The 17,736-nt window shown below is 72.9% G+C and carries 15 protein-coding genes and 1 pseudogene; 9 read left to right on the top strand and 7 right to left on the bottom strand.

Going from position 1 to position 17,736, the window contains the following annotated elements; translation table 11 throughout:
* Positions 1 to 13: 13 nt before the first annotated feature.
* The 3 genes from QK440_RS10920 to QK440_RS10910 all read left to right on the top strand — a co-directional run bounded on the left by QK440_RS10920 (position 14) and on the right by QK440_RS10910 (position 5,454).
* Positions 14 to 349: a hypothetical protein gene (locus tag QK440_RS10920; RefSeq protein WP_282792836.1), complete on the top strand. Its 336-nt coding sequence runs from the start codon at positions 14 to 16 to the stop codon at positions 347 to 349.
* Between the two features lie 231 nt (positions 350 to 580).
* Positions 581 to 1,825, top strand: a complete 1,245-nt coding sequence (locus QK440_RS10915) for an Ig-like domain-containing protein (RefSeq protein ID WP_282792835.1) — start codon at positions 581 to 583, stop codon at positions 1,823 to 1,825.
* Between the two features lie 338 nt (positions 1,826 to 2,163).
* Entirely contained in the window at positions 2,164 to 5,454 is a 3,291-nt protein-coding gene (locus tag QK440_RS10910) for a S8 family serine peptidase (RefSeq protein ID WP_282792884.1), read from the top strand.
* A 133-nt stretch (positions 5,455 to 5,587) separates the two neighbouring features.
* Here QK440_RS10910 and QK440_RS10905 read toward each other — a convergent pair whose 3' ends face one another.
* On the bottom strand, positions 5,588 to 6,487 hold the full coding sequence (locus QK440_RS10905) for a helix-turn-helix transcriptional regulator (protein ID WP_282792834.1): 900 nt from the start codon (positions 6,485 to 6,487) through the stop codon (positions 5,588 to 5,590).
* Between the two features lie 226 nt (positions 6,488 to 6,713).
* On the opposite strand from QK440_RS10905, the pseudogene QK440_RS10900 reads away from it, so the two are divergent.
* Both QK440_RS10900 and QK440_RS10895 read left to right on the top strand, forming a co-directional pair.
* Positions 6,714 to 7,708, top strand: a pseudogene (locus QK440_RS10900) (NAD(P)-dependent alcohol dehydrogenase).
* A 270-nt stretch (positions 7,709 to 7,978) separates the two neighbouring features.
* Complete coding sequence (locus tag QK440_RS10895; RefSeq protein ID WP_282792833.1) at positions 7,979 to 8,368, top strand: VOC family protein; 390 nt, start codon at positions 7,979 to 7,981, stop codon at positions 8,366 to 8,368.
* A 159-nt stretch (positions 8,369 to 8,527) separates the two neighbouring features.
* On the opposite strand, the gene QK440_RS10890 is transcribed toward QK440_RS10895, so the two are convergent.
* The 3 genes from QK440_RS10890 to QK440_RS10880 all read right to left on the bottom strand — a co-directional run bounded on the left by QK440_RS10890 (position 8,528) and on the right by QK440_RS10880 (position 11,309).
* Entirely contained in the window at positions 8,528 to 9,331 is an 804-nt protein-coding gene (locus tag QK440_RS10890) for an alpha/beta fold hydrolase (RefSeq protein WP_282792832.1), read from the bottom strand.
* Between the two features lie 22 nt (positions 9,332 to 9,353).
* A complete protein-coding gene (gene msrA / locus QK440_RS10885) occupies positions 9,354 to 10,052 on the bottom strand; it encodes a peptide-methionine (S)-S-oxide reductase MsrA (RefSeq protein WP_282792831.1) in 699 nt (232 codons plus the stop codon).
* 138 nt (positions 10,053 to 10,190) lie between these two features.
* On the bottom strand, positions 10,191 to 11,309 hold the full coding sequence (locus QK440_RS10880; RefSeq protein WP_282792830.1) for a hypothetical protein: 1,119 nt from the start codon (positions 11,307 to 11,309) through the stop codon (positions 10,191 to 10,193).
* Positions 11,310 to 11,441: 132 nt separating this feature from the next.
* Here QK440_RS10880 and QK440_RS10875 point away from each other — a divergent pair, with 132 nt between their 5' ends.
* Positions 11,442 to 12,596, top strand: a complete 1,155-nt coding sequence (locus QK440_RS10875) for a cystathionine gamma-synthase (RefSeq protein WP_282792829.1) — start codon at positions 11,442 to 11,444, stop codon at positions 12,594 to 12,596.
* A gap of 33 nt (positions 12,597 to 12,629) precedes the next feature.
* Here the strand turns inward: QK440_RS10875 and QK440_RS10870 are convergent, their stop codons facing one another.
* From QK440_RS10870 to QK440_RS10860, 3 genes are all read right to left on the bottom strand, one after another.
* The gene (locus QK440_RS10870) at positions 12,630 to 12,884 is read right to left on the bottom strand and encodes a hypothetical protein (RefSeq protein ID WP_282792828.1); all 255 of its coding nucleotides are present in this window, start codon (positions 12,882 to 12,884) and stop codon (positions 12,630 to 12,632) included.
* A 7-nt stretch (positions 12,885 to 12,891) separates the two neighbouring features.
* Entirely contained in the window at positions 12,892 to 13,377 is a 486-nt protein-coding gene (locus QK440_RS10865) for a sigma factor-like helix-turn-helix DNA-binding protein (RefSeq protein WP_282792827.1), read from the bottom strand.
* Positions 13,378 to 13,599: 222 nt separating this feature from the next.
* On the bottom strand, positions 13,600 to 14,112 hold the full coding sequence (locus QK440_RS10860; protein ID WP_282792826.1) for a MarR family transcriptional regulator: 513 nt from the start codon (positions 14,110 to 14,112) through the stop codon (positions 13,600 to 13,602).
* Between the two features lie 146 nt (positions 14,113 to 14,258).
* Here QK440_RS10860 and ilvA point away from each other — a divergent pair, with 146 nt between their 5' ends.
* From ilvA to QK440_RS10845, 3 genes are all read left to right on the top strand, one after another.
* Entirely contained in the window at positions 14,259 to 15,488 is a 1,230-nt protein-coding gene (gene ilvA / locus QK440_RS10855) for a threonine ammonia-lyase (RefSeq protein WP_282792825.1), read from the top strand.
* Between the two features lie 260 nt (positions 15,489 to 15,748).
* Entirely contained in the window at positions 15,749 to 16,825 is a 1,077-nt protein-coding gene (locus tag QK440_RS10850) for an ATP-binding cassette domain-containing protein (RefSeq protein ID WP_282792824.1), read from the top strand.
* Positions 16,822 to 17,673, top strand: coding sequence for an ABC transporter permease (locus QK440_RS10845; RefSeq protein ID WP_282792823.1), 852 nt, complete (start codon positions 16,822 to 16,824; stop codon positions 17,671 to 17,673). Before QK440_RS10850 ends, QK440_RS10845 begins: the two co-directional genes overlap by 4 nt.
* The last annotated feature ends 63 nt before the right edge of the window (positions 17,674 to 17,736 follow it).

Genomic DNA, 17,736 nt, shown 5'->3' with positions numbered 1-17,736 from the left:
TACCCTCCGTCGCATGAGCATGAACGAGACATCACGGTTTGTCCGGCTACGTACCGAACTGGTCGTGGAGGTGGACGGCTCCGGCCGCCTGGGCGAGGCCGCCCTCAAGCGCCTCGCCGACGACCCGCACCTGCCCGAGGACGAGCGGCAGCACGCCGAGGGGGCCGTCAAGGACGACGCGGCGGAGGCACTCGCCTACCTCGTGGACCCGTACGACCTGGTCAAGGAGTTGCCCGGGATCGAACTCGCGCAGGCGTCCTGGAGCAGCGAGGTGATCGACTACGACCCCGATTCGCCGGACTGGGACCCGGACGAGCATGATGACGCCGAGGACGGCGAGGAGCTCTAGGCGCGGCGGCGCGGACCGGTCACGGGCCGCGGGACCGGGAGCCCCGGACGGCGGCCGCCGTCCGGGGCTCCGCCGTCTTCGGGTGGCGCGTGCGTCCCGGCCGCACCGCCGGACGTGGTGTTCCCCACAATGTGGGTGGATTTGGAACGGGGTGGACGGGCACAGCGTTAGGCGGGACTACGGGGACCCTCGGACTTTCTTGGGTATTCGGCAACGATGGAGATGCGTGGAATGACGGACAGTAAGCGGCGCAGGGGTCTGACGGCCGTGTCCGCCCTGGTCGGCGGGGTGCTCGTGCTCTCCGCCTGTAGCGGTGACGACGGCAAGGACGGCTCCGGCGGCAAGGAGTCGCAGAACCAGGTCGACGAGGCGGCGGCGGAGAAGACCTCGGCCGCCAAGATCGAGATCGCGCCGAAGAACGGCTCCGGCAACGCGGGCATCAACAACGACGCCAAGGTGTCCGTGAGCGACGGCACGCTCACGAAGGTCGTGATGACGGGCGAGGACGGCGCCGCGGTCGCGGGGAAGATATCCGCGGACAAGAAGAGCTGGAAGCCCAGCGCGCAGCTCGAGCGCGCCACCCGGTACCGGATCAGCGTGACGGCGGCGGACTCCGAGGGCCGCAAGGCGCACGAGAACTCCTCGTTCACGACCGTGTCGAAGGCCAACAGCTTCATCGGCAGCTTCACGCCGGAGAACGGCTCCACGGTGGGCGTGGGCATGCCGGTGTCGCTCACCTTCGACAAGGCGATCACGGACAAGAAGGCCGTGCAGTCGCACATCACGGTGAACTCCAGCAGCGGCCAGGAGGTCGTCGGCCACTGGTTCGGCAACCAGCGCCTGGACTTCCGCCCGAAGGACTACTGGAAGGGCAACTCCACCGTCACGCTGAAGCTGGCCCTGGACGGCGTCGAGGGCGCCGACGGCGTGTACGGCGTACAGCAGAAGACGGTGCGGTTCACGATCGGCCGCAACCAGGTGTCCGTGGTGGACGCCAAGACCAAGCAGATGAAGGTCATGCGGGACGGCAGGGTCATCAGGACCATCCCGATCTCGGCCGGCTCGCCGGACAACAAGACGTACAACGGCAAGATGGTGATCTCCGAGAAGTTCAAGGAGACCCGGATGAACGGCGCGACGGTCGGCTTCACGGACGACGACGGCAAGGGCGAGTACGACATCAAGGACGTGCCGCACGCCATGCGCCTGTCCAGCTCCGGCACCTTCATCCACGGCAACTACTGGGGCTCGTCGTCGATCTTCGGCAACGCGAACACGAGCCACGGCTGCATCGGCCTGAAGGACGCCAAGGGCGCGAACGACAAGTCGACCCCGGGCTCCTGGTTCTTCCGGAACTCGATCACCGGTGACGTCGTGGACGTCCGCAACACCGGCGACAAGACGATCGCCCCGGACAACGGCCTCAACGGCTGGAACATGAGCTGGGCGGAGTGGAAGGCCGGCTCCGCCGTCTGATCCGCCCCCTCGCACGGTCCCCGCGCACGGGCCCGCACCCCACCCGGGTGCGGGCCCGTGCCGTGTCCGGGGCCCGCGCCGCGGGGGTCGCGCGGCGTCCCCGCCGCGTGTCCGCGGTGTTGCGGAACCGTGGGATCCTGGCCAACAACCTCAACTATTCGCATCTGCACCATAGTTGAACGGATATCGTCCCCCTCGACATACTGCGTGACTCAGAGCTTTCACCTTGAGGGGGAAACTTGCTCAGACAAGTGAAGAAAGCAGCAAGACCGGTCACCGCGCGGCGTGCGGGGGCGGCCACCGTCGCCGCCGCGGCGGCGGTGGCGCTGGCGGCGGGCATGACCAGCCCGGCCCAGGCGGGGCCCGGCAGCCCGGCCCAGGCGGGGCCCGGCTCCGCCACCGCGACCGGTCGCGACGCCGCCGTGGCGCCGGTACGTCACCACCTCACGCTCCTCACGGGGGACCGGGTCACGGTGGACGCCACCGGGCGCGTCACCGCGTTCGACCCGGCCAAGGGGCGCGAGCACATCCCCGTGCAGACCAGCCGCAGGGACGGGCACACGCTCCTGGTCCCGGCCGACGCGCGCCGCCTGATAGCCGACGGCAAGCTCGACCAGCGCCTCTTCGACCTCACCGAGTTGAGCGAGAAGAGCACCCGCCGGGCCCAGAAGAAGGGCCTGAAGGTCATCGTCGCCTACCGGGGCGCCGCCGCCGGGGCGAAGGCCGAGGTCCGCGACGCGGGCGGCACCGAGGTGCGCCGGACCCTGAGGACGCTCAACGCGGACGCCGTGCGCACCCCGCAGCGGGACGCGGCGAAGCTGTGGGAGGCGCTCACCGCCGAGCGGGGCGCGGACCGCACCACCGCGTCCGGCATCGGCCGGGTCTGGCTCGACGGGACCCGCAAGGCCACCCTCGACAAGAGCGTCAAGCAGATCGGCGCCCCCAAGGCCTGGCAGGCCGGGTACGACGGCAAGGGCGTGAAGATCGCCGTCCTGGACACCGGCGTGGACGCCACCCACCCGGACCTCAAGGACCAGGTCGTCGCCGCCGAGGACTTCACCCCGTCCCCGGACACCAAGGACCGCGTCGGCCACGGCACCCACGTCGCCTCCACCGCCGCCGGTACGGGCGCCAAGAACGGCGCGTACAAGGGCGTCGCCCCGGGCGCGAAGATCCTCAACGGCAAGGTGCTCGGCGACGACGGCTCCGGCGACGACTCCGGGATCATCGCGGGCATCGAGTGGGCGGCCGCCCAGGGCGCCGACGTGGTGAACCTGAGCCTCGGCGGCGGCGACACGCCCGGCGTGGACCCGCTGGAGGCCACGGTCGACAAGGTCTCCGAGGACAAGGGCATCCTCTTCGCGATCGCGGCCGGGAACGACGGGGCCCCCGCCTCGGTCGGCTCGCCGGGCAGCGCGGACAAGGCCCTGACCGTCGGCGCGGTCGACGACAAGGACAAGCTCGCGCAGTTCTCCAGCCAGGGCCCGCGGATCGGCGACGGCGCGATCAAGCCGGACGTCACCGCCCCGGGCGTGGACATCACCGCGGCCGCCGCGCCGGGCAGCGACATCGAGAAGGAGGTCGGCCAGAAGCCCGAGGGCTATCTGACGATCTCCGGCACGTCGATGGCGACCCCGCACGCCGCGGGCGCCGCCGCGCTGCTCAAGCAGCAGCACCCGACGTGGACGTACGCCGAGCTGAAGGGCGCCCTGGCGGCGTCCGCCAAGGGCGGCGCGTACACGCCGTTCCAGCAGGGCTCGGGCCGGATCGCCGTGGACAGGGCGATCAAGCAGACCGTGATCGCCGACCCGGTGTCGGTGAGCTTCGGCACCCAGGCGTGGCCGCACACCGACGACAAGCCCGTCACCAAGAAGCTCACGTACCGGAACCTCGGCACCGCCGACGTCACCCTCGACCTGGCGCTCAAGGCCACCGGCCCCAAGGGCGCCCCCGCGCCCGCGGGCTTCTTCACGCTCGCCGCCAAGAAGGTCACGGTGCCCGCGGGCGGCACCGCCGCCGTGGACCTGACCAGTGACACCCGGCTGGGCGGGAGCCTCGACGGCACGTACTCCGCGTACGTCACGGCGACCGGTGGCGGCCAGAGCGTGCGCACCGCCGCCGCGGTCGACCGCGAGGTCGAGTCGTACGACGTGACGGTCAAGCACGTCGGCCGCGACGGACAGCCGGCGAAGTACTACGGCACGTCCCTGATCGGCGTCACCAAGGACACGGCCAACCGGGACATCAACGTCTACGACCCGTCCGGCACCGCCAAGGTCCGCGTCCCCAAGGGCGGTTACGTCCTCGACGCCGGGATCTACGCCGACCCGGAGGACGCCGCCAAGGGCATCGACTGGGTCGTCCAGCCGAAGCTGAACGTCACCGGGAACACCACGGTGACGGCCGACGCGCGGACGGCGAAGCCGGTGGACGTCACCGTGCCGGCCGCCGACGCGACGCCCGAGCTCGCGGCCCCGCTGTGGGTGGTCTCCAACGACGCGATCGAGACCGGCGTGGGCTGGCTCCTCCCGTCCTACCAGGGGTTCCGCACCGCGCACCTCGGCCCGAAGGTCACCGACGGCTCGCTGCACCAGCTCTGGGGCACGCACTGGACGCGGGGCGCGAAGGACGAGTACGACGTCCTGCCCGGCGGCAAGGTCACCCGCTTCGCCACCGGCTTCACCAAGCACTACAAGGAGTCCGACCTCGCCACGGTGAAGGTCGGCCTCGGCGCCTCGTCGAGCGGGAAGAAGGGCGTGGTCGTCGCCAACGGCACGCTCCCCGGCGACATCGGCGCGCTGGCGATCGGCGTCCCGCAGAAGGCGCCCGGCACCCGCACCCTGCACCTGTCCACGGGTGACAAGGTGAAGTGGGGCCTGGAGTTCGAACAGCAGGGTGCCGCCGGCGAGGACGGTGCCCCGGTCACCGAGGCCACGTACACGCTCGGCGCGCCGCAGACCTTCGCCGCGGACAAGACGTACCGCAAGACCTTCAACACCGCCGTCTTCGGGCCGCGGCTCGGCGGGGACTACGGCGTCTTCCGCAAGGGCAACGAGATCTCCGGCTACCTGCCGCTGTTCGCCGACGGCCAGACGCACGCGGGCGGCTCGCTGTACACCTCGGTGAAGACCACCCTGAAGCACAACGGCACGCAGTACGACGAGAACACCGACCCGCTGACCGGCGAGGTGTTCGAGGTGCCGGCCGGGGACGCCCAGTACCAGCTGTCCACGTCCGTCAAGCGCAGCGTCGCGGTGGCCGCGGCCTCCACGCGGATCGACGCGAGCTACACCTTCCGGTCGAAGAAGACCACCGCGCTCACCAAGCTGCCCGCCTCCGGGGTGCGCTTCAACGCGGCCGTGGGCCTGGACAGCCGCGCGCCCGCGGACAAGAAGCAGTCCATCCCGGTGACGGTGCAGGGCGCGGCGGCCGGGAACAACCTCAAGTCCCTCGCCGTCTGGATCAGCTACGACTACGGGCGCAACTGGAAGCCCGTGGACGTCGACAACGGCAGGATCTCGGTGAAGAACCCGGCCGCGGGCAAGGGCATCTCCTTCCACGCCAAGGTCACCGACAAGAAGGGCAACAAGTCGACGCTGTCGGTCTACAACGCGTACTACGGGAAGTGACCCACCCGGCTTCCTGAACGCGTGAGCCGGTCGTTCCGGGGCGCGGCGCCGAACGGGCTGTCGATCACTGGTCGCCAGTACCCGTCGGCGCCGCGTCGCGTTACGCCGGTGGGCCTTCGCGTGCCGCCGGGCGTCAGGAGACCCGGTCGTCCCGCGGCACGGGCGCGTCGGCGGTCCAGCTCGCCAGCAGGCGCAGGGACTCGGCCGACGGGGTGCCCGGCTCCGCGTGGTACGTGACCAGGAACTGCTCGCTGTCGTCGGCGAGGCGCAGGGTCTCGTACGACAGGGTCAGCTCGCCCACCAGCGGGTGGCGCAGGCGCTTGACACCGTGGCTCTTCTCCCGCACGTCGTGGGCCGCCCACAGGCGGCGGAAGGTCTCGCTCTTCACGGACAGCTCGCCGACCAGCGCGGAGAGGCGGGGGTCGTTCGGGTAGCAGCCCGCGTCCATCCGCAGGAAGCTGACCGTGTCCGACGCCTTCTGGTCCCAGGTGTCCGCGAACAGCTCCCGCGTCGCGGGGTCGAGGAAGACCAGCCGGGCCCAGTTCCGCTCCTCGCGCGGCAGCGCGCCCCAGTCGCCGAACACCGCGGTCGCCATGCGGTTCCAGCCGAGGATGTCGGAGCGGCGCCCGCCGACGTACGCCGGGACGGTGTCCATCGCGTCCAGGAGCTGCTGGACCGCGGGCCGGAGCTGCTGCGCCGGCGCGCCGCGCCGCTTCTTGTGCGCGGTGGGCTTGGCGAGGTGCGTGAGGTGCGCGTGCTCCGCGCTGCTCAGCCGCAGGGCCCGCGCGATGGAGTCCAGGACCTCCGCCGAGACGTTGCGGCCGTTGCCCTGCTCCAGGCGCGTGTAGTACGCCACCGACACCCCGGCGAGCTGCGCCAGCTCCTCGCGGCGCAGGCCGGGCACCCGCCGCTGCCTGCCGTAGGCGGTCAGGCCGACGTCCTGCGGCTGGAGGCGGGCCCTGCGGGTGCGCAGGAACTCGCTCAGCTCGGCACGGCGGTCGAGGCCTTCCGGGGCGGCGGCGTTGTCTTCCATACGCTCCAGTATTCAGGCTCGGCCGTCCGCGAGCCTGCCACCACCAGTGGTACGCACACCGTGCGTAGGCACGACGGAGGGCTGGGTGTCCCCGCGCGCCGCTGACAGCCTCGGCAGCATGACCGCACAGACCACGCACACCACGACCACCTCCTCCCCGGACGCCTCCGCCTCCGCCGGGGCCCGGCACGTCCCCGCGTACGCCGCCCCCGCGGCCTCCGCGCCGCTGGAGCGCACGACCGTGCCGCGCCGCGCCGTCGGCGAGCACGACGTGCTGATCGACATCAAGTACGCCGGAATCTGCCACTCCGACATCCACCAGGCCCGGGACGGCTGGGGCGAGGGCATCTTCCCGATGGTTCCCGGCCACGAGATCGCGGGCGTCGTCGCCGAGGTCGGCCCCGGCGTCACGAAGTTCGCGGTCGGCGACCGCGTCGGCGTCGGCTGCATGGTCGACTCCTGCCGTACGTGCGAGGCCTGCGAGGCGGGCCTGGAGCAGTACTGCGAGAGCGGCAACATCCAGACGTACAACGCGCTCGACAGGAACGGCGAGCCCACCTACGGCGGCTACGCCACCCAGATCGTCGTCGACGAGGCCTTCACGCTGCGCATCCCCGACGGCCTGTCCCTGGACGTGGCCGCGCCGCTGCTGTGCGCGGGCATCACCACGTACTCCCCGCTCGCGCACTGGAACGCCGGACCCGGCAAGAAGGTCGCGGTCGTCGGCCTCGGCGGCCTCGGCCACATGGCCGTCAAGATCGCGCACGCGATGGGCGCCGAGGTGACCGTCCTGTCGCAGTCCTGCGCAAGAAGGACGACGGGCTGCGGCTCGGCGCCGACCACTACTACGCGACCAGCGACGAGGCCACGTTCGAGCAGCTCGCGGGCGCCTTCGACCTGATCGTCTCCACGGTCTCGGCGCCGCTGCCGTTCGACAAGTACCTGGGGCTGCTGCGGACGGACGGCGCGCTCGTCAACGTGGGCGCCCCCGAGGAGCCCGTCTCCCTGAACGTCTTCTCGCTCATGCTGCGGCGCAAGACCCTCGCGGGCTCCGCCATCGGCGGCATCCGCGAGACCCAGGAGATGCTGGACTTCTGCGCCGCGCACGGCCTCGGCGCGGAGATCGAGCTGATCCGCGCCGACCAGGTCAACGAGGCGTACGAGCGGGTGCTGCGCAGCGACGTGCGGTACCGCTTCGTGATCGACACGGCGACGATCTGATCGCCCTGTGCGACGGCTGGGGGCGGCTCCGCGTGGGGGCCGCCCCTTCGTGCGGGTGGTGGCGGCGCGGTGACTGGCCGGAAACTGCCTGGGTCCCAAGCCCTAAACCCAAGGGCGCACCGGCTCCGGACCCGGTGACGGATGTGGCGGCCACGGCCCGGCCGTAGCGTCGGTGGCGTCGACGGAGAGGTCGTACAGACATCAGGCCGAGCGGGCCGGGCGGGTCACGCCGCCCCGCCTTCCGGCCGGGCACCGGAGGGAGTCCGCACGATGACCATCGAGCTGAACCACACCATCGTCCACGCCACCGACAAGAAGGCGTCCGCGCAGTTCCTCGCCGACATCCTGGGGCTCGACGTCGGCGACCAGTACGGCCCGTTCATCCCGGTGACGATCCCCAACGGGGTCACGCTCGACTTCTACGAGGGCGACGGCCAGCCGTTCGTGCCGCAGCACTACGCGTTCCTGGTCTCCGAGGACGAGTTCGACACGATCTTCGGCCGCATCAAGGAGCGGGGCCTGAGCTACTGGGCGGACCCGTACCACCGGCGGCCGCACGAGATCAATACCAACGACGGCGGCCGCGGCGTCTACTGGGAGGACCCCGACGGGCACAACCTGGAGATCATCACGAGGCCGTACGGCGCCGGGGACGAGTGACCCGGGGGCCGGGTGGCCGGGTGGCCCGGGGGCCTGGTGACCGCTGACCGGTGACCAGTGACCCGGTACGCGTGACCGGGGCGCGGCCCGAGGACGCTCGCGGGGCGCGCCCGGAGGGGGTTCGCGGGGGTCGGCGGCCGGGGGCGAGTGCGCTCGGGACTACTCGTCCTCGCCCCGCTGGAGGAACTCCACCACCAGCGGCGTCGCCACCTCCGCGAACTCCTCGAAGTAGGCGTGCCGGGCGCCCGGGATCATCCGCACCCGGGCGTCCGGGATGCGCTCCGCGAGCAGCGGGGCGTTGGCCGCCGGGTTGAAGGCGTCGTCGCTCCCGTGCACCACGAGCGTCGGGGCCTTGATCCGCGGCAGCGCGTCCCACGCGTCGTGCCGGGCGCTGGCCCGCAGATGGCGCCGCCTGGCGTGCCCGGGCATCGACGGGTCGCCCAGCGTGGCGAACTCCGTCTGCCCGGCGGCCTCCCGCGCCGCCAGCCACGCGGGGGTGTACATCAGCTCCCGCAGCGCCCGCCCCGCGGCGTCCTGGTCCGGCTGGGCGAGCGCCCGCCGCACCTCGGGTCCGCGCTCCACGCCGTGCGGCGCCCCCGGCGAGGTGCACCCGAGCACGAGCCGGGCCACGCTCTCGGGCCGCTCGGCGGCGAACCACTGCGCGACCCGCCCGCCCATCGACGTCCCGTACACGTGCGCCCGCCCGATCCCGGCGTCCGCCAGCACGGCCGCCACGTCGTCGGCGAAACCACGCGTGCTGTACGAGTCGGTGTCGGGCCGCCCGCTCCCGCCGGTCCCCCGCCAGTCCAGGGTCACCACCCGGAAGGCCCGAGCGAAGTCCGCCACGACGGGATCCCACCACCGCCGACTGTTCGCCTGCCCACTGAGCAGCACCAACGGCACACCGGAACCGCGCACTTCGTAGGAGAGGGGGGTGCCGTCGGGGGCGTGGGCGTGGGGCATGGGTGGCGGTCCCGTCGTCGCGTCAGTCGCCGGCGGGCGCGATGCCCGTCGGGCAGGCTCGGCCCCAGTTGGTCTGCGACGGGCTGGACAGTTCCAGGCCCGTGCCGCCGATGCCGCAGTAGCCGTCGGGGTTCTTGTCCAGGTACTGCTGGTGGTAGGGCTCGGCGGGCCAGAAGGGGCGGCCGTCGGCCGGGAGCAGCTCCGTGGTGATCGTGCCGTGGCCCGCGGCCGTGAGGACCTGCTGGTAGGCGTCGCGGGACGCGGCGGCCGCGGCCTCCTGGACGGGGGTGTGGGTGTAGATCGCCGAGCGGTACTGGGTGCCCACGTCGTTGCCCTGGCGGAAGCCCTGGGTGGGGTTGTGCGACTCCCAGAAGACCTTCAGGAGCTGGGCGTACGTCACCTTGGCGGGGTCGAAGACCACGCGGACCACCTCGGCGTGGCCGGTGAGGCCGGAGCACACCTCCTCGTAGGAGGGGTTCGGCGTGTAGCCGCCCTGGTAGCCGACCAGGGTCGTCCAGACGCCGTCGGTCTGCCAGAACTTGCGCTCCGCGCCCCAGAAGCAGCCCAGGGCGAAGTCCGCCACCTCCAGGCCCTCGGGGTAGGGGCCCAGGAGGGCGGTGCCGAGGACCGTGTGGCGGGACGGGACCTCGAACTCGGGGGTCTCGCGGCCCTTCAGGGCTTCCTCGGGGGTCGGGAGCACGGGCGTGCGGCCGAAGATCATCGGGTCCTCCTGGAGCGGGTGTCGGCCTGAGGCACAACGTCCGGGACCGGCCGGGAATTCCTGCCTCCGGTCGGCGGCGGGGCGGGCGGATGGGCGGGCGGCCGTGCTGGGCGGCCGTGCCGGGCCGGGTGGTCGGGCCTAGTGCGGCAGTGTCGCCGGGCTGCCGCCGTTCGCCTCGTACCCGGCGACCGCGAGCGCGCGGTGCAGCGCGTAGTCCGCGGCCGGGTCGGCGGACAGGGTCCAGGGCAGGGCGCCCACGTGGCCGTCGACGTGCACGAGCTGGTGCATGGCCTCGCCCCAGCGCTCGCAGCGCACCAGGAAGAAGATCAGCAGGTGGCGGACGTGGGCGAGCATCGGGTCGTCGGGACGGGCGGAGTGCACCGCGAACAGGGCGCCCTCGACGGCCTTGGTGACGACCTCGCTCTGGTAGAAGCTCCGCACCGTGGTCACCTCGGGCAGGTGCTCGTACACCGCGAAGAGGGGGAGCGCCGAGAGCAGGGACCCGCCGGGCGCGCGCGCCGCGGCAGCCTCGGCGAAGGCGTACGCCTCCTCCCGGGAGCCGTGCCACTTCTCGCACCAGTAGTGCAGCGCGGCCAGATGCGCGCCCATGTGCGCGGGCGCGCGGTCCAGGATCTTCAGCCAGAGCTGCTCGAACTCCGCGCGCGGGTAGGCGAGGCCGCGCGCGATGGACAGCTCGACGATGTACGGGATCGGGTCGCCGGGGGAGAGCAGCGCGGCCTGGCCGCAGGCCGCCTTGGCCTCCTCCAGGATGATGCGGAACTCGTCCGTGCCGGGCCGCGACGTGCGCCACGCCTGCTGCACCAGGAACTCCGCGTGCACGGCCGCCCCGCCCGCGTCCTTCTCGGCCTCCGCGCGCCACACCCGCAGCCACTGCCCGCCCGGGGTGTCGCTCACCCCGCCGGGCCGCTCCCTGAGCTCCAGGGACGCCGCGCCCGCGAAGGCCTGCACCCGCTGCCAGCGCTGCTCCCCGTGCACCTCGGTGCCGGCCAGGAGCTGCGCGGCGCCGCGCCAGTCCTGCGTGCGCTGCACCAGGTCGAGCACCTCGACGAGGTCCGGGTCCGGGCCCGGCATGCGGATGTCCAGCTCCTCCTGGCGCGCGAAGCCGTAGTTCGCCGGGTCCGCGGCGTCCGGGGCGCCGGGGTGCACCAGGCGGATGCCGCCGCGCCTGCGCAGCAGGAACGGCCCGAGGACCACCCCGATCATCGCCACTGCCAACAGGACCCAGAGAATCTCCATGCCTCAAGCGAACCAGACGCCTGTGACAATTGGCCAACCTGGCCGCCTCCCCAGGCCAAAGCGGGGGCCCGGGGCCCGCCCGGCCCCGCCCCGGCCGGACCGCGCCGCCCGGCCGCACTACGCTCGGGCCGCATGAGTGACTCGCACAGCAGCCAGAGCTTCGAGACCGTCGCCATCCACGCGGGCAACACCGCCGACCCGCTCACCGGCGCCGTCGTCCCGCCCATCTACCAGGTGTCCACGTACAAGCAGGACGGGGTGGGCGGGCTGCGCGGCGGCTACGAGTACAGCCGCAGCGCCAACCCCACGCGCACGGCGCTCGAGGAGAACCTCGCCGCCCTGGAGGGCGGCCGCCGCGGCCTCGCCTTCGCCTCCGGCCTCGCCGCCGAGGACTGCCTGCTGCGGGCGCTGCTCGCCCCCGGCGACCACGTGGTCATCCCCGACGACGCGTACGGCGGTACGTTCCGCCTCTTCGCGAAGGTCGTCTCGCGGTGGGGCGTGGACTGGTCCGTCGCGGACACCTCGGATCCGGCGGCGGTACGAGCGGCCCTCACCCCGAAGACGAAGGCCGTCTGGGTCGAGACCCCCTCCAACCCGCTGCTCGGCATCACCGACATCGCCGCCGTCGCGCGCGTGGCGCACGAGGCGGGCGCCCGCCTGGTCGTCGACAACACCTTCGCGAGCCCCTACCTCCAGCAGCCGCTCGCCCTCGGCGCGGACGTCGTCGTGCACTCCATGACGAAGTACATGGGCGGCCACTCGGACGTCGTGGGCGGCGCGCTGGTCGTCGACGACGACGCCCTGGGCGAGGAGCTGGCGTACCACCAGAACGCCATGGGCGCGGTCGCGGGCCCCTTCGACTCCTGGCTGGTGCTGCGCGGCGTCAAGACGCTCGCCGTCCGCATGGACCGGCACAGCGAGAACGCCACGCGGATCGCCGAGATGCTCACCAGCCACGCGCGCGTGACCAACGTCTTCTACCCGGGCCTCGCCTCGCACCCCGGCCACGAGGTCGCCGCCAAGCAGATGAAGGCCTTCGGCGGCATGGTCTCCTTCCAGGTCGAGGGCGGCGAGGAGGCGGCGGTCGAGGTCTGCAACCGCGCGCGCCTGTTCACCCTGGGCGAGTCCCTGGGCGGCGTGGAGTCCCTCATCGAGCACCCGGGCCGGATGACGCACGCCTCGGTGGCGGGCTCCGCCCTGGAGGTCCCCGCCGACCTGGTCCGCCTGTCGGTGGGCATCGAGGCCGTCGACGACCTGCTCGCCGACCTCAAGCAGGCGCTGGGCTGACCGGCCCGCCCGGGCGTACGCCGCCGCTCCCCGCTACCAGCGGGTGAGCGGCGGCGTCGTCTCCGAGGGCGGCTCCGCCCACGGCTGCGCCGTCACCGCCCACACGCAGAACGCCACCGCCGCCGCGAGCAGCAGCAGCCACAGCAGGCGCCGGGCCAGCGCCCGGCGCCGCAGGGCACGCGTGCCGCGCCGCACCGCATCGGCGTACAGGCCGGGCGGCACGGAGGCGGGCGCGCCGGCGTCCAGGAGCAGGCGTACGGCGGCCTCGCGGCGCTCCTGCTGGCTCATGACCGGCTCATGGCGAGGTCGCCTCCCCCAGGGCGGGCGGTGCCGCGGGCGCGGGCCCGCGGGGCGGGTGCAGGACCGCGGTCACGGCGCGCGCGGACACGGTGCGCACGCGCTCCAGCGGCAGCCCGAGCAGCGCCGCGGTCTGCTCCTCGGCGACGCCTTCGTAGAGGCGCAGCACCAGGACGAGCCGCTCCACGGGGGACAGGCGGGCGAGCGGCCCGCCCCGGCCGCGGTGGCGCCAGGCCCCGCGCGCGTAGCGCACGGCCAGGTGCGTACGGGCGCGCTCGTAGGGGTCCTCGCCGCGCAGCCGGTCCCAGGAGGCGTACGTCGCGGCCAGGGAGCGGGTCAGCAGGGCACGCGCGCGTGGGTTGGCGTCCGGGGCCTCACCGGTGAGCAGCGTCGCGGCATGCAGAAGGCGCCCTGCCGCGCCCGCGACGAACGCCTGGAACTCCCGGGCACGGCGGGCCTGCTGGGCGGCCTGCCGCTCTCGCACCGCGCCTCCCGCCGTCCGGCGTAGGGGACCCGGTTTTCATCTGAGGCCAGGCACCGTGCCCAGGTCAAGAGCCCGGCAGGAGCGGAACCGCGCCTTCTGGCCGCGGGCGCGGGGTGGTCGTCATGAGCCACGACCTCGTACGGGCGCTCGGCGACGAGCGTTTCGGCGGGCGACCCGTACGAGGTCCGGGGCCGCGGCAGTCGGCGAACCGCGGCCCCGGGCTCAGGAGTCGGCCGGCGCCACCGGTTCCGGTACCGCCTGGGAGCTCTGCCGCGCGGACAGCGCGGAGTTGAAACGGGTGAGCAGCGCGGTGAAGCTGGCGCGCTCCTCGGGCGCCCAGTCCTGCGTGAGCTCGGCCATGAGCTCGCGCCGCGAGGAGCGCACCTCGTCCAGGCGGGACTGGCCGCGCGGGGAGAGCTGGAGCACCACGGCACGCCCGTCCTCGGGGTGCGAGGTGCGCTTGACCAGGCCGGTGTCGACCAGCGGCGCGACCTGGCGGGTCACCGTCGAGGAGTCGATGCCCATGCTGGCCGCGAGCGCCTTGACGCCCATGGGTCCTTCCTTGTCGAGGCGGTTGAGCAGGAGGTACGCGGCGCGGTCCATGGAGTTGCGGACCTGTCCTACGCCGCCGAGGCGGGTCTGCTCCGCACGCCGCGCGAACACCGCTACCTGGTGCTGGAGCGTATCGAGGAGGCCGGGATCGCTGGCGGTCGTCATGTCCGGAGTTGTGGGCATGGCCGTGGGCTCACTTCATGGGAAGGGTGGTGGGTTGGGGGACAGGGTACGGGGTCCGGGCGCTACCCGTACCGGCGCTGCGCAAACCCGTCTCGCGGCTTGGGCACACCCGGAGGCGGCGGCCGTGAACTGGGAGACTGCGGGTCATGAGCTACCGCACGACACGCTCCTTGCCGGCCGTGACCCTGGACGACGTACGCGGCGCCCGCAAGATGCTGGGCGGCGTGGCCAGGATGACGCCGATGGAGAACAGCAGGTACCTGTCGGGTCTCGTCGGCGCCCCCGTGCACCTGAAGTGCGAGAACCTCCAGCGCACCGGTTCGTTCAAGCTGCGCGGCGCCTACGTGCGCATCGCCGGGCTGCTGCCCGAGGAGCGCGCGGCGGGCGTCGTCGCGGCCAGCGCCGGCAACCACGCCCAGGGCGTCGCCCTCGCCTCCTCGCTGCTCGGCGTGCGCTCGACGGTGTTCATGCCGGCCGGCGCCCCGCTCCCGAAGGTCGCCGCGACCCGCGAGTACGGCGCCGAGGTGCGCCTGGAGGGCCAGGTCGTCGACGAGACGCTGGCCGCCGCCCAGGAGTACGCGCGTACCACGGGCGCCGTGTTCATCCACCCCTTCGACCACCCGGACGTCGTCGCCGGGCAGGGCACGGTGGGCCTTGAGGTCCTCGAACAGCGCCCCGAGGTGCGCACCCTGCTCGTCGGTGTGGGCGGCGGCGGCCTCGCGGCGGGCATCGCCGTGGCCGTCAAGGCGCTGCGCCCCGACGTCCGCGTGGTCGGCGTGCAGGCGGCCGGTGCCGCCGCGTACCCGCCCTCGCTCGCGGCGGGCCGCCCGGTGTCGATCGAGAACCCGGTGACCATGGCGGACGGCATCAAGGTGGGCCGCCCCGGCGAGGTGCCGTTCCGGCTCGTCGAGGAGTTCGTCGACGACGTCGTCACCGTCTCCGAGGACGCGCTCTCGCGCGCCCTGCTGCTGTGCCTGGAGCGGGCCAAGATGGTCGTCGAACCTGCGGGCGCCGCCACGGTCGCGGCGCTGCTGAGCGAGCCGCGCGCCTTCGCGGGCCCGGTCGTCGCGCTGCTGTCCGGGGGCAACGTGGACCCGCTGCTGATGCAGCGCATCCTGCGCCACGGCATGGCGGCGGCGGGCCGCTACCTGTCGCTGCGGCTGCGCCTGCCCGACCGCCCCGGCGCCCTGGCCTCGCTCCTCGGCGCGCTGTCCGTGGCCGACGCCAACGTCTTGGACGTGAGTCACGTCCGCACCGACCCCCGGCTCGGCCTCACGGAGGTCGAGGTGGAGCTGCACCTGGAGACGAAGGGGCCAGAGCACTGCGCGGAGCTGGGCGCGGCGCTGCGGGACGCGGGGTACACGGTCCTCGACTGAGGCGGGGCGGGCGGCGCCGGGCAGGCGGTGCCGGGCGGGGTGGGACGGGGCTCGGGCGGGCCCGGCCGGGGTCCGGTCGCGGGGCGGGCTGGGGCCCGGTCGCGGGGCGGACCGGGTTTTCCACAGGCCTGCCCGAAACTCCTTGAACGGACGCGATGTATCGCGTTAGAGTGTGACGCGTTCCACGCAATGCCGGGCGGGACGGGCCCGGCGAACCTACGCTTTCGCTAGGCAAGCACCCCTATCAACGGGAGACTCCCATGCCAGGTGCCATCTACGCCGAGGGTCTGGTGAAGACCTTCGGCGACGTCAGGGCTCTGGACGGCGTCGATCTGGATGTCCCGGAAGGCACCGTGCTCGGCCTCCTCGGGCCGAACGGCGCGGGGAAGACGACGGCCGTCCGCTGTCTGACCACCCTGCTGACCCCCGACAGCGGCCGGGCGGTCGTCGCCGGAATCGACGTACTGAAGCATCCGAACGAGGTGCGGCGCTCGATCGGCCTGTCCGGTCAGTTCGCCGCCGTGGACGAGTACTTGACGGGCCGTGAGAACCTCCAGATGGTCGGCCAGCTCTACCAGATGCCAGCCAGGCAGGCCAAGGCCCGCGCGGCCGAGCTGCTGGAGCGGTTCAGGCTGACCGACGCGGCCGACCGCCCCTCCAAGACCTACTCCGGCGGCATGCGCCGCCGCCTCGACCTCGCCGCCGCGCTCGTCGTCTCGCCGCCGGTGATGTTCATGGACGAGCCGACGACCGGCCTGGACCCGCGCAACCGCCAGGCCCTCTGGGAGGTCATCCAGGAGCTGGTCTCCGGCGGCACCACGCTCCTGCTGACCACGCAGTACCTGGAGGAGGCCGACCACCTGGCGCACGACATATGCGTCATCGACCACGGCCGCGTCATCGCCCGCGGCACCTCCGACCAGCTCAAGGCCCGGACCGGCGGCGCGCGCGTCGAGGTCGTGGTGCACGACCGCGACCGCATCGCCGCCGCCACCCAGGTCCTCGCCGGGTTCGGCAAGGGCGAGACCGCCGTCGACCAGCACACGCGCAAGCTGACCGTGCCCGTCACCGGCGGCGCCAAGCTGCTCGCCGAGGTCATCCGCGAGCTGGACGCCCGCGGCATCGAGATCGACGACATCGGCCTGCGCCGCCCCACCCTCGACGACGTCTTCATCTCCCTCACCGGCCACGTGGCCGAGGCCGAGGGCACGAACGGCACCGACACCACCCCGGCCGGGACCCCCGGAGCGGGCGGCCGCGCGACCGGGGACCCCGCGCCGGACGCGAGCCCCGCGCCGGACGCCGGGGACCGGCCCAGGAAGGAGACCGGCCGATGAGCGCCCTCAGCGACACCGCCCGTGCCGTCAGGCCCGCGGGCGGCATCAGATCGTCCGTCCGCGACTCGCTCGTCGTCGCCAAGCGGAACCTGATTCGCATGACCAGAATTCCCGAAATGGTCCTCTTTGGCCTGATTCAGCCGGTGATGTTCGTCGTGCTGTTCACGTACGTCTTCGGCGGCTCGATCAAGGTCGGCGGCTCGCTCTCGACCCAGGACTACCGGGAGTTTCTGATGGGCGGCATCTTCGCCCAGACCGTCACCTTCGCCACCGCCGGAGCGGGCGCGGGCATCGCCGACGACATGCACAAGGGCCTCATCGACCGGTTCCGCTCGCTGCCCATGGCGCGGGGCGCCGTCCTCACCGGCCGCACCCTCGCCGACCTGGTGCAGACCGCCCTGACGCTGCTCGTCCTCGCCCTCGTGGCGCTCCTCGTCGGCTGGCGCTCGCACGAGAACTTCGCCAAGATCCTCGCCGGCTTCGGCCTGCTGCTCCTGCTCGGCTACGCCTTCTCGTGGATCGGCGCGCTCATCGGCCTCTCGGTCCGCACCCCGGAGGCGGCCACGTCCGGCGGGCTCATCTGGCTCTTCCCGCTGACGTTCATCTCCAACGCCTTCGTCGACTCCAACAACCTGCCCACGTTCTTCCGGCACATCGCCGAGTGGAACCCGTTCAGCACCACCGTCCAGGCCTGCCGCGAGCTGTTCGGCAACCTGCCGCCCGGCTTCCGGACCCCGGACGCGTGGCCCATGCAGCACCCGGTGCTCGCGTCCGTCCTGTGGTCCGTGCTGATCCTGGTGGTCTTCCGTACGCTCGCGGTCCGCAAGTACCGCTCCGCCACGGCCTGAGCCCAGGGCCCACGGGCCCCCCCGGGCCGGGGGGGCCCGAGGCCCCGGCGCACGGCGGGACTC

This window comes from Streptomyces sp. CC224B (assembly GCF_030010595.1).
GTDB lineage: Bacteria > Actinomycetota > Actinomycetes > Streptomycetales > Streptomycetaceae > Streptomyces > Streptomyces longispororuber.
The sequence above is the reverse complement of the archived record's forward strand: the minus strand, read 5'-3'. Positions and strand labels throughout refer to the sequence as shown.

Bases quoted from the DNA above. Each gene is read 5' to 3' on its own strand.
- QK440_RS10905 (WP_282792834.1), bottom strand. From the start codon at position 6,487: ATGGAAGACAACGCCGCCGCCCCGGAAGGCCTCGACCGCCGTGCCGAG.
- QK440_RS10895 (WP_282792833.1), top strand. From the start codon at position 7,979: ATGACCATCGAGCTGAACCACACCATCGTCCACGCCACCGACAAGAAG.
- QK440_RS10860 (WP_282792826.1), bottom strand. From the start codon at position 14,112: ATGCCCACAACTCCGGACATGACGACCGCCAGCGATCCCGGCCTCCTC.
- QK440_RS10845 (WP_282792823.1), top strand. From the start codon at position 16,822: ATGAGCGCCCTCAGCGACACCGCCCGTGCCGTCAGGCCCGCGGGCGGC.
- QK440_RS10850 (WP_282792824.1), top strand. From the start codon at position 15,749: ATGCCAGGTGCCATCTACGCCGAGGGTCTGGTGAAGACCTTCGGCGAC.
- QK440_RS10875 (WP_282792829.1), top strand. From the start codon at position 11,442: ATGAGTGACTCGCACAGCAGCCAGAGCTTCGAGACCGTCGCCATCCAC.
- msrA (WP_282792831.1), bottom strand. From the start codon at position 10,052: ATGATCTTCGGCCGCACGCCCGTGCTCCCGACCCCCGAGGAAGCCCTG.
- QK440_RS10870 (WP_282792828.1), bottom strand. From the start codon at position 12,884: ATGAGCCAGCAGGAGCGCCGCGAGGCCGCCGTACGCCTGCTCCTGGAC.
- QK440_RS10880 (WP_282792830.1), bottom strand. From the start codon at position 11,309: ATGGAGATTCTCTGGGTCCTGTTGGCAGTGGCGATGATCGGGGTGGTC.
- QK440_RS10915 (WP_282792835.1), top strand. From the start codon at position 581: ATGACGGACAGTAAGCGGCGCAGGGGTCTGACGGCCGTGTCCGCCCTG.
- QK440_RS10890 (WP_282792832.1), bottom strand. From the start codon at position 9,331: ATGCCCCACGCCCACGCCCCCGACGGCACCCCCCTCTCCTACGAAGTG.
- QK440_RS10920 (WP_282792836.1), top strand. From the start codon at position 14: ATGAGCATGAACGAGACATCACGGTTTGTCCGGCTACGTACCGAACTG.
- QK440_RS10910 (WP_282792884.1), top strand. From the start codon at position 2,164: ATGACCAGCCCGGCCCAGGCGGGGCCCGGCAGCCCGGCCCAGGCGGGG.
- ilvA (WP_282792825.1), top strand. From the start codon at position 14,259: ATGAGCTACCGCACGACACGCTCCTTGCCGGCCGTGACCCTGGACGAC.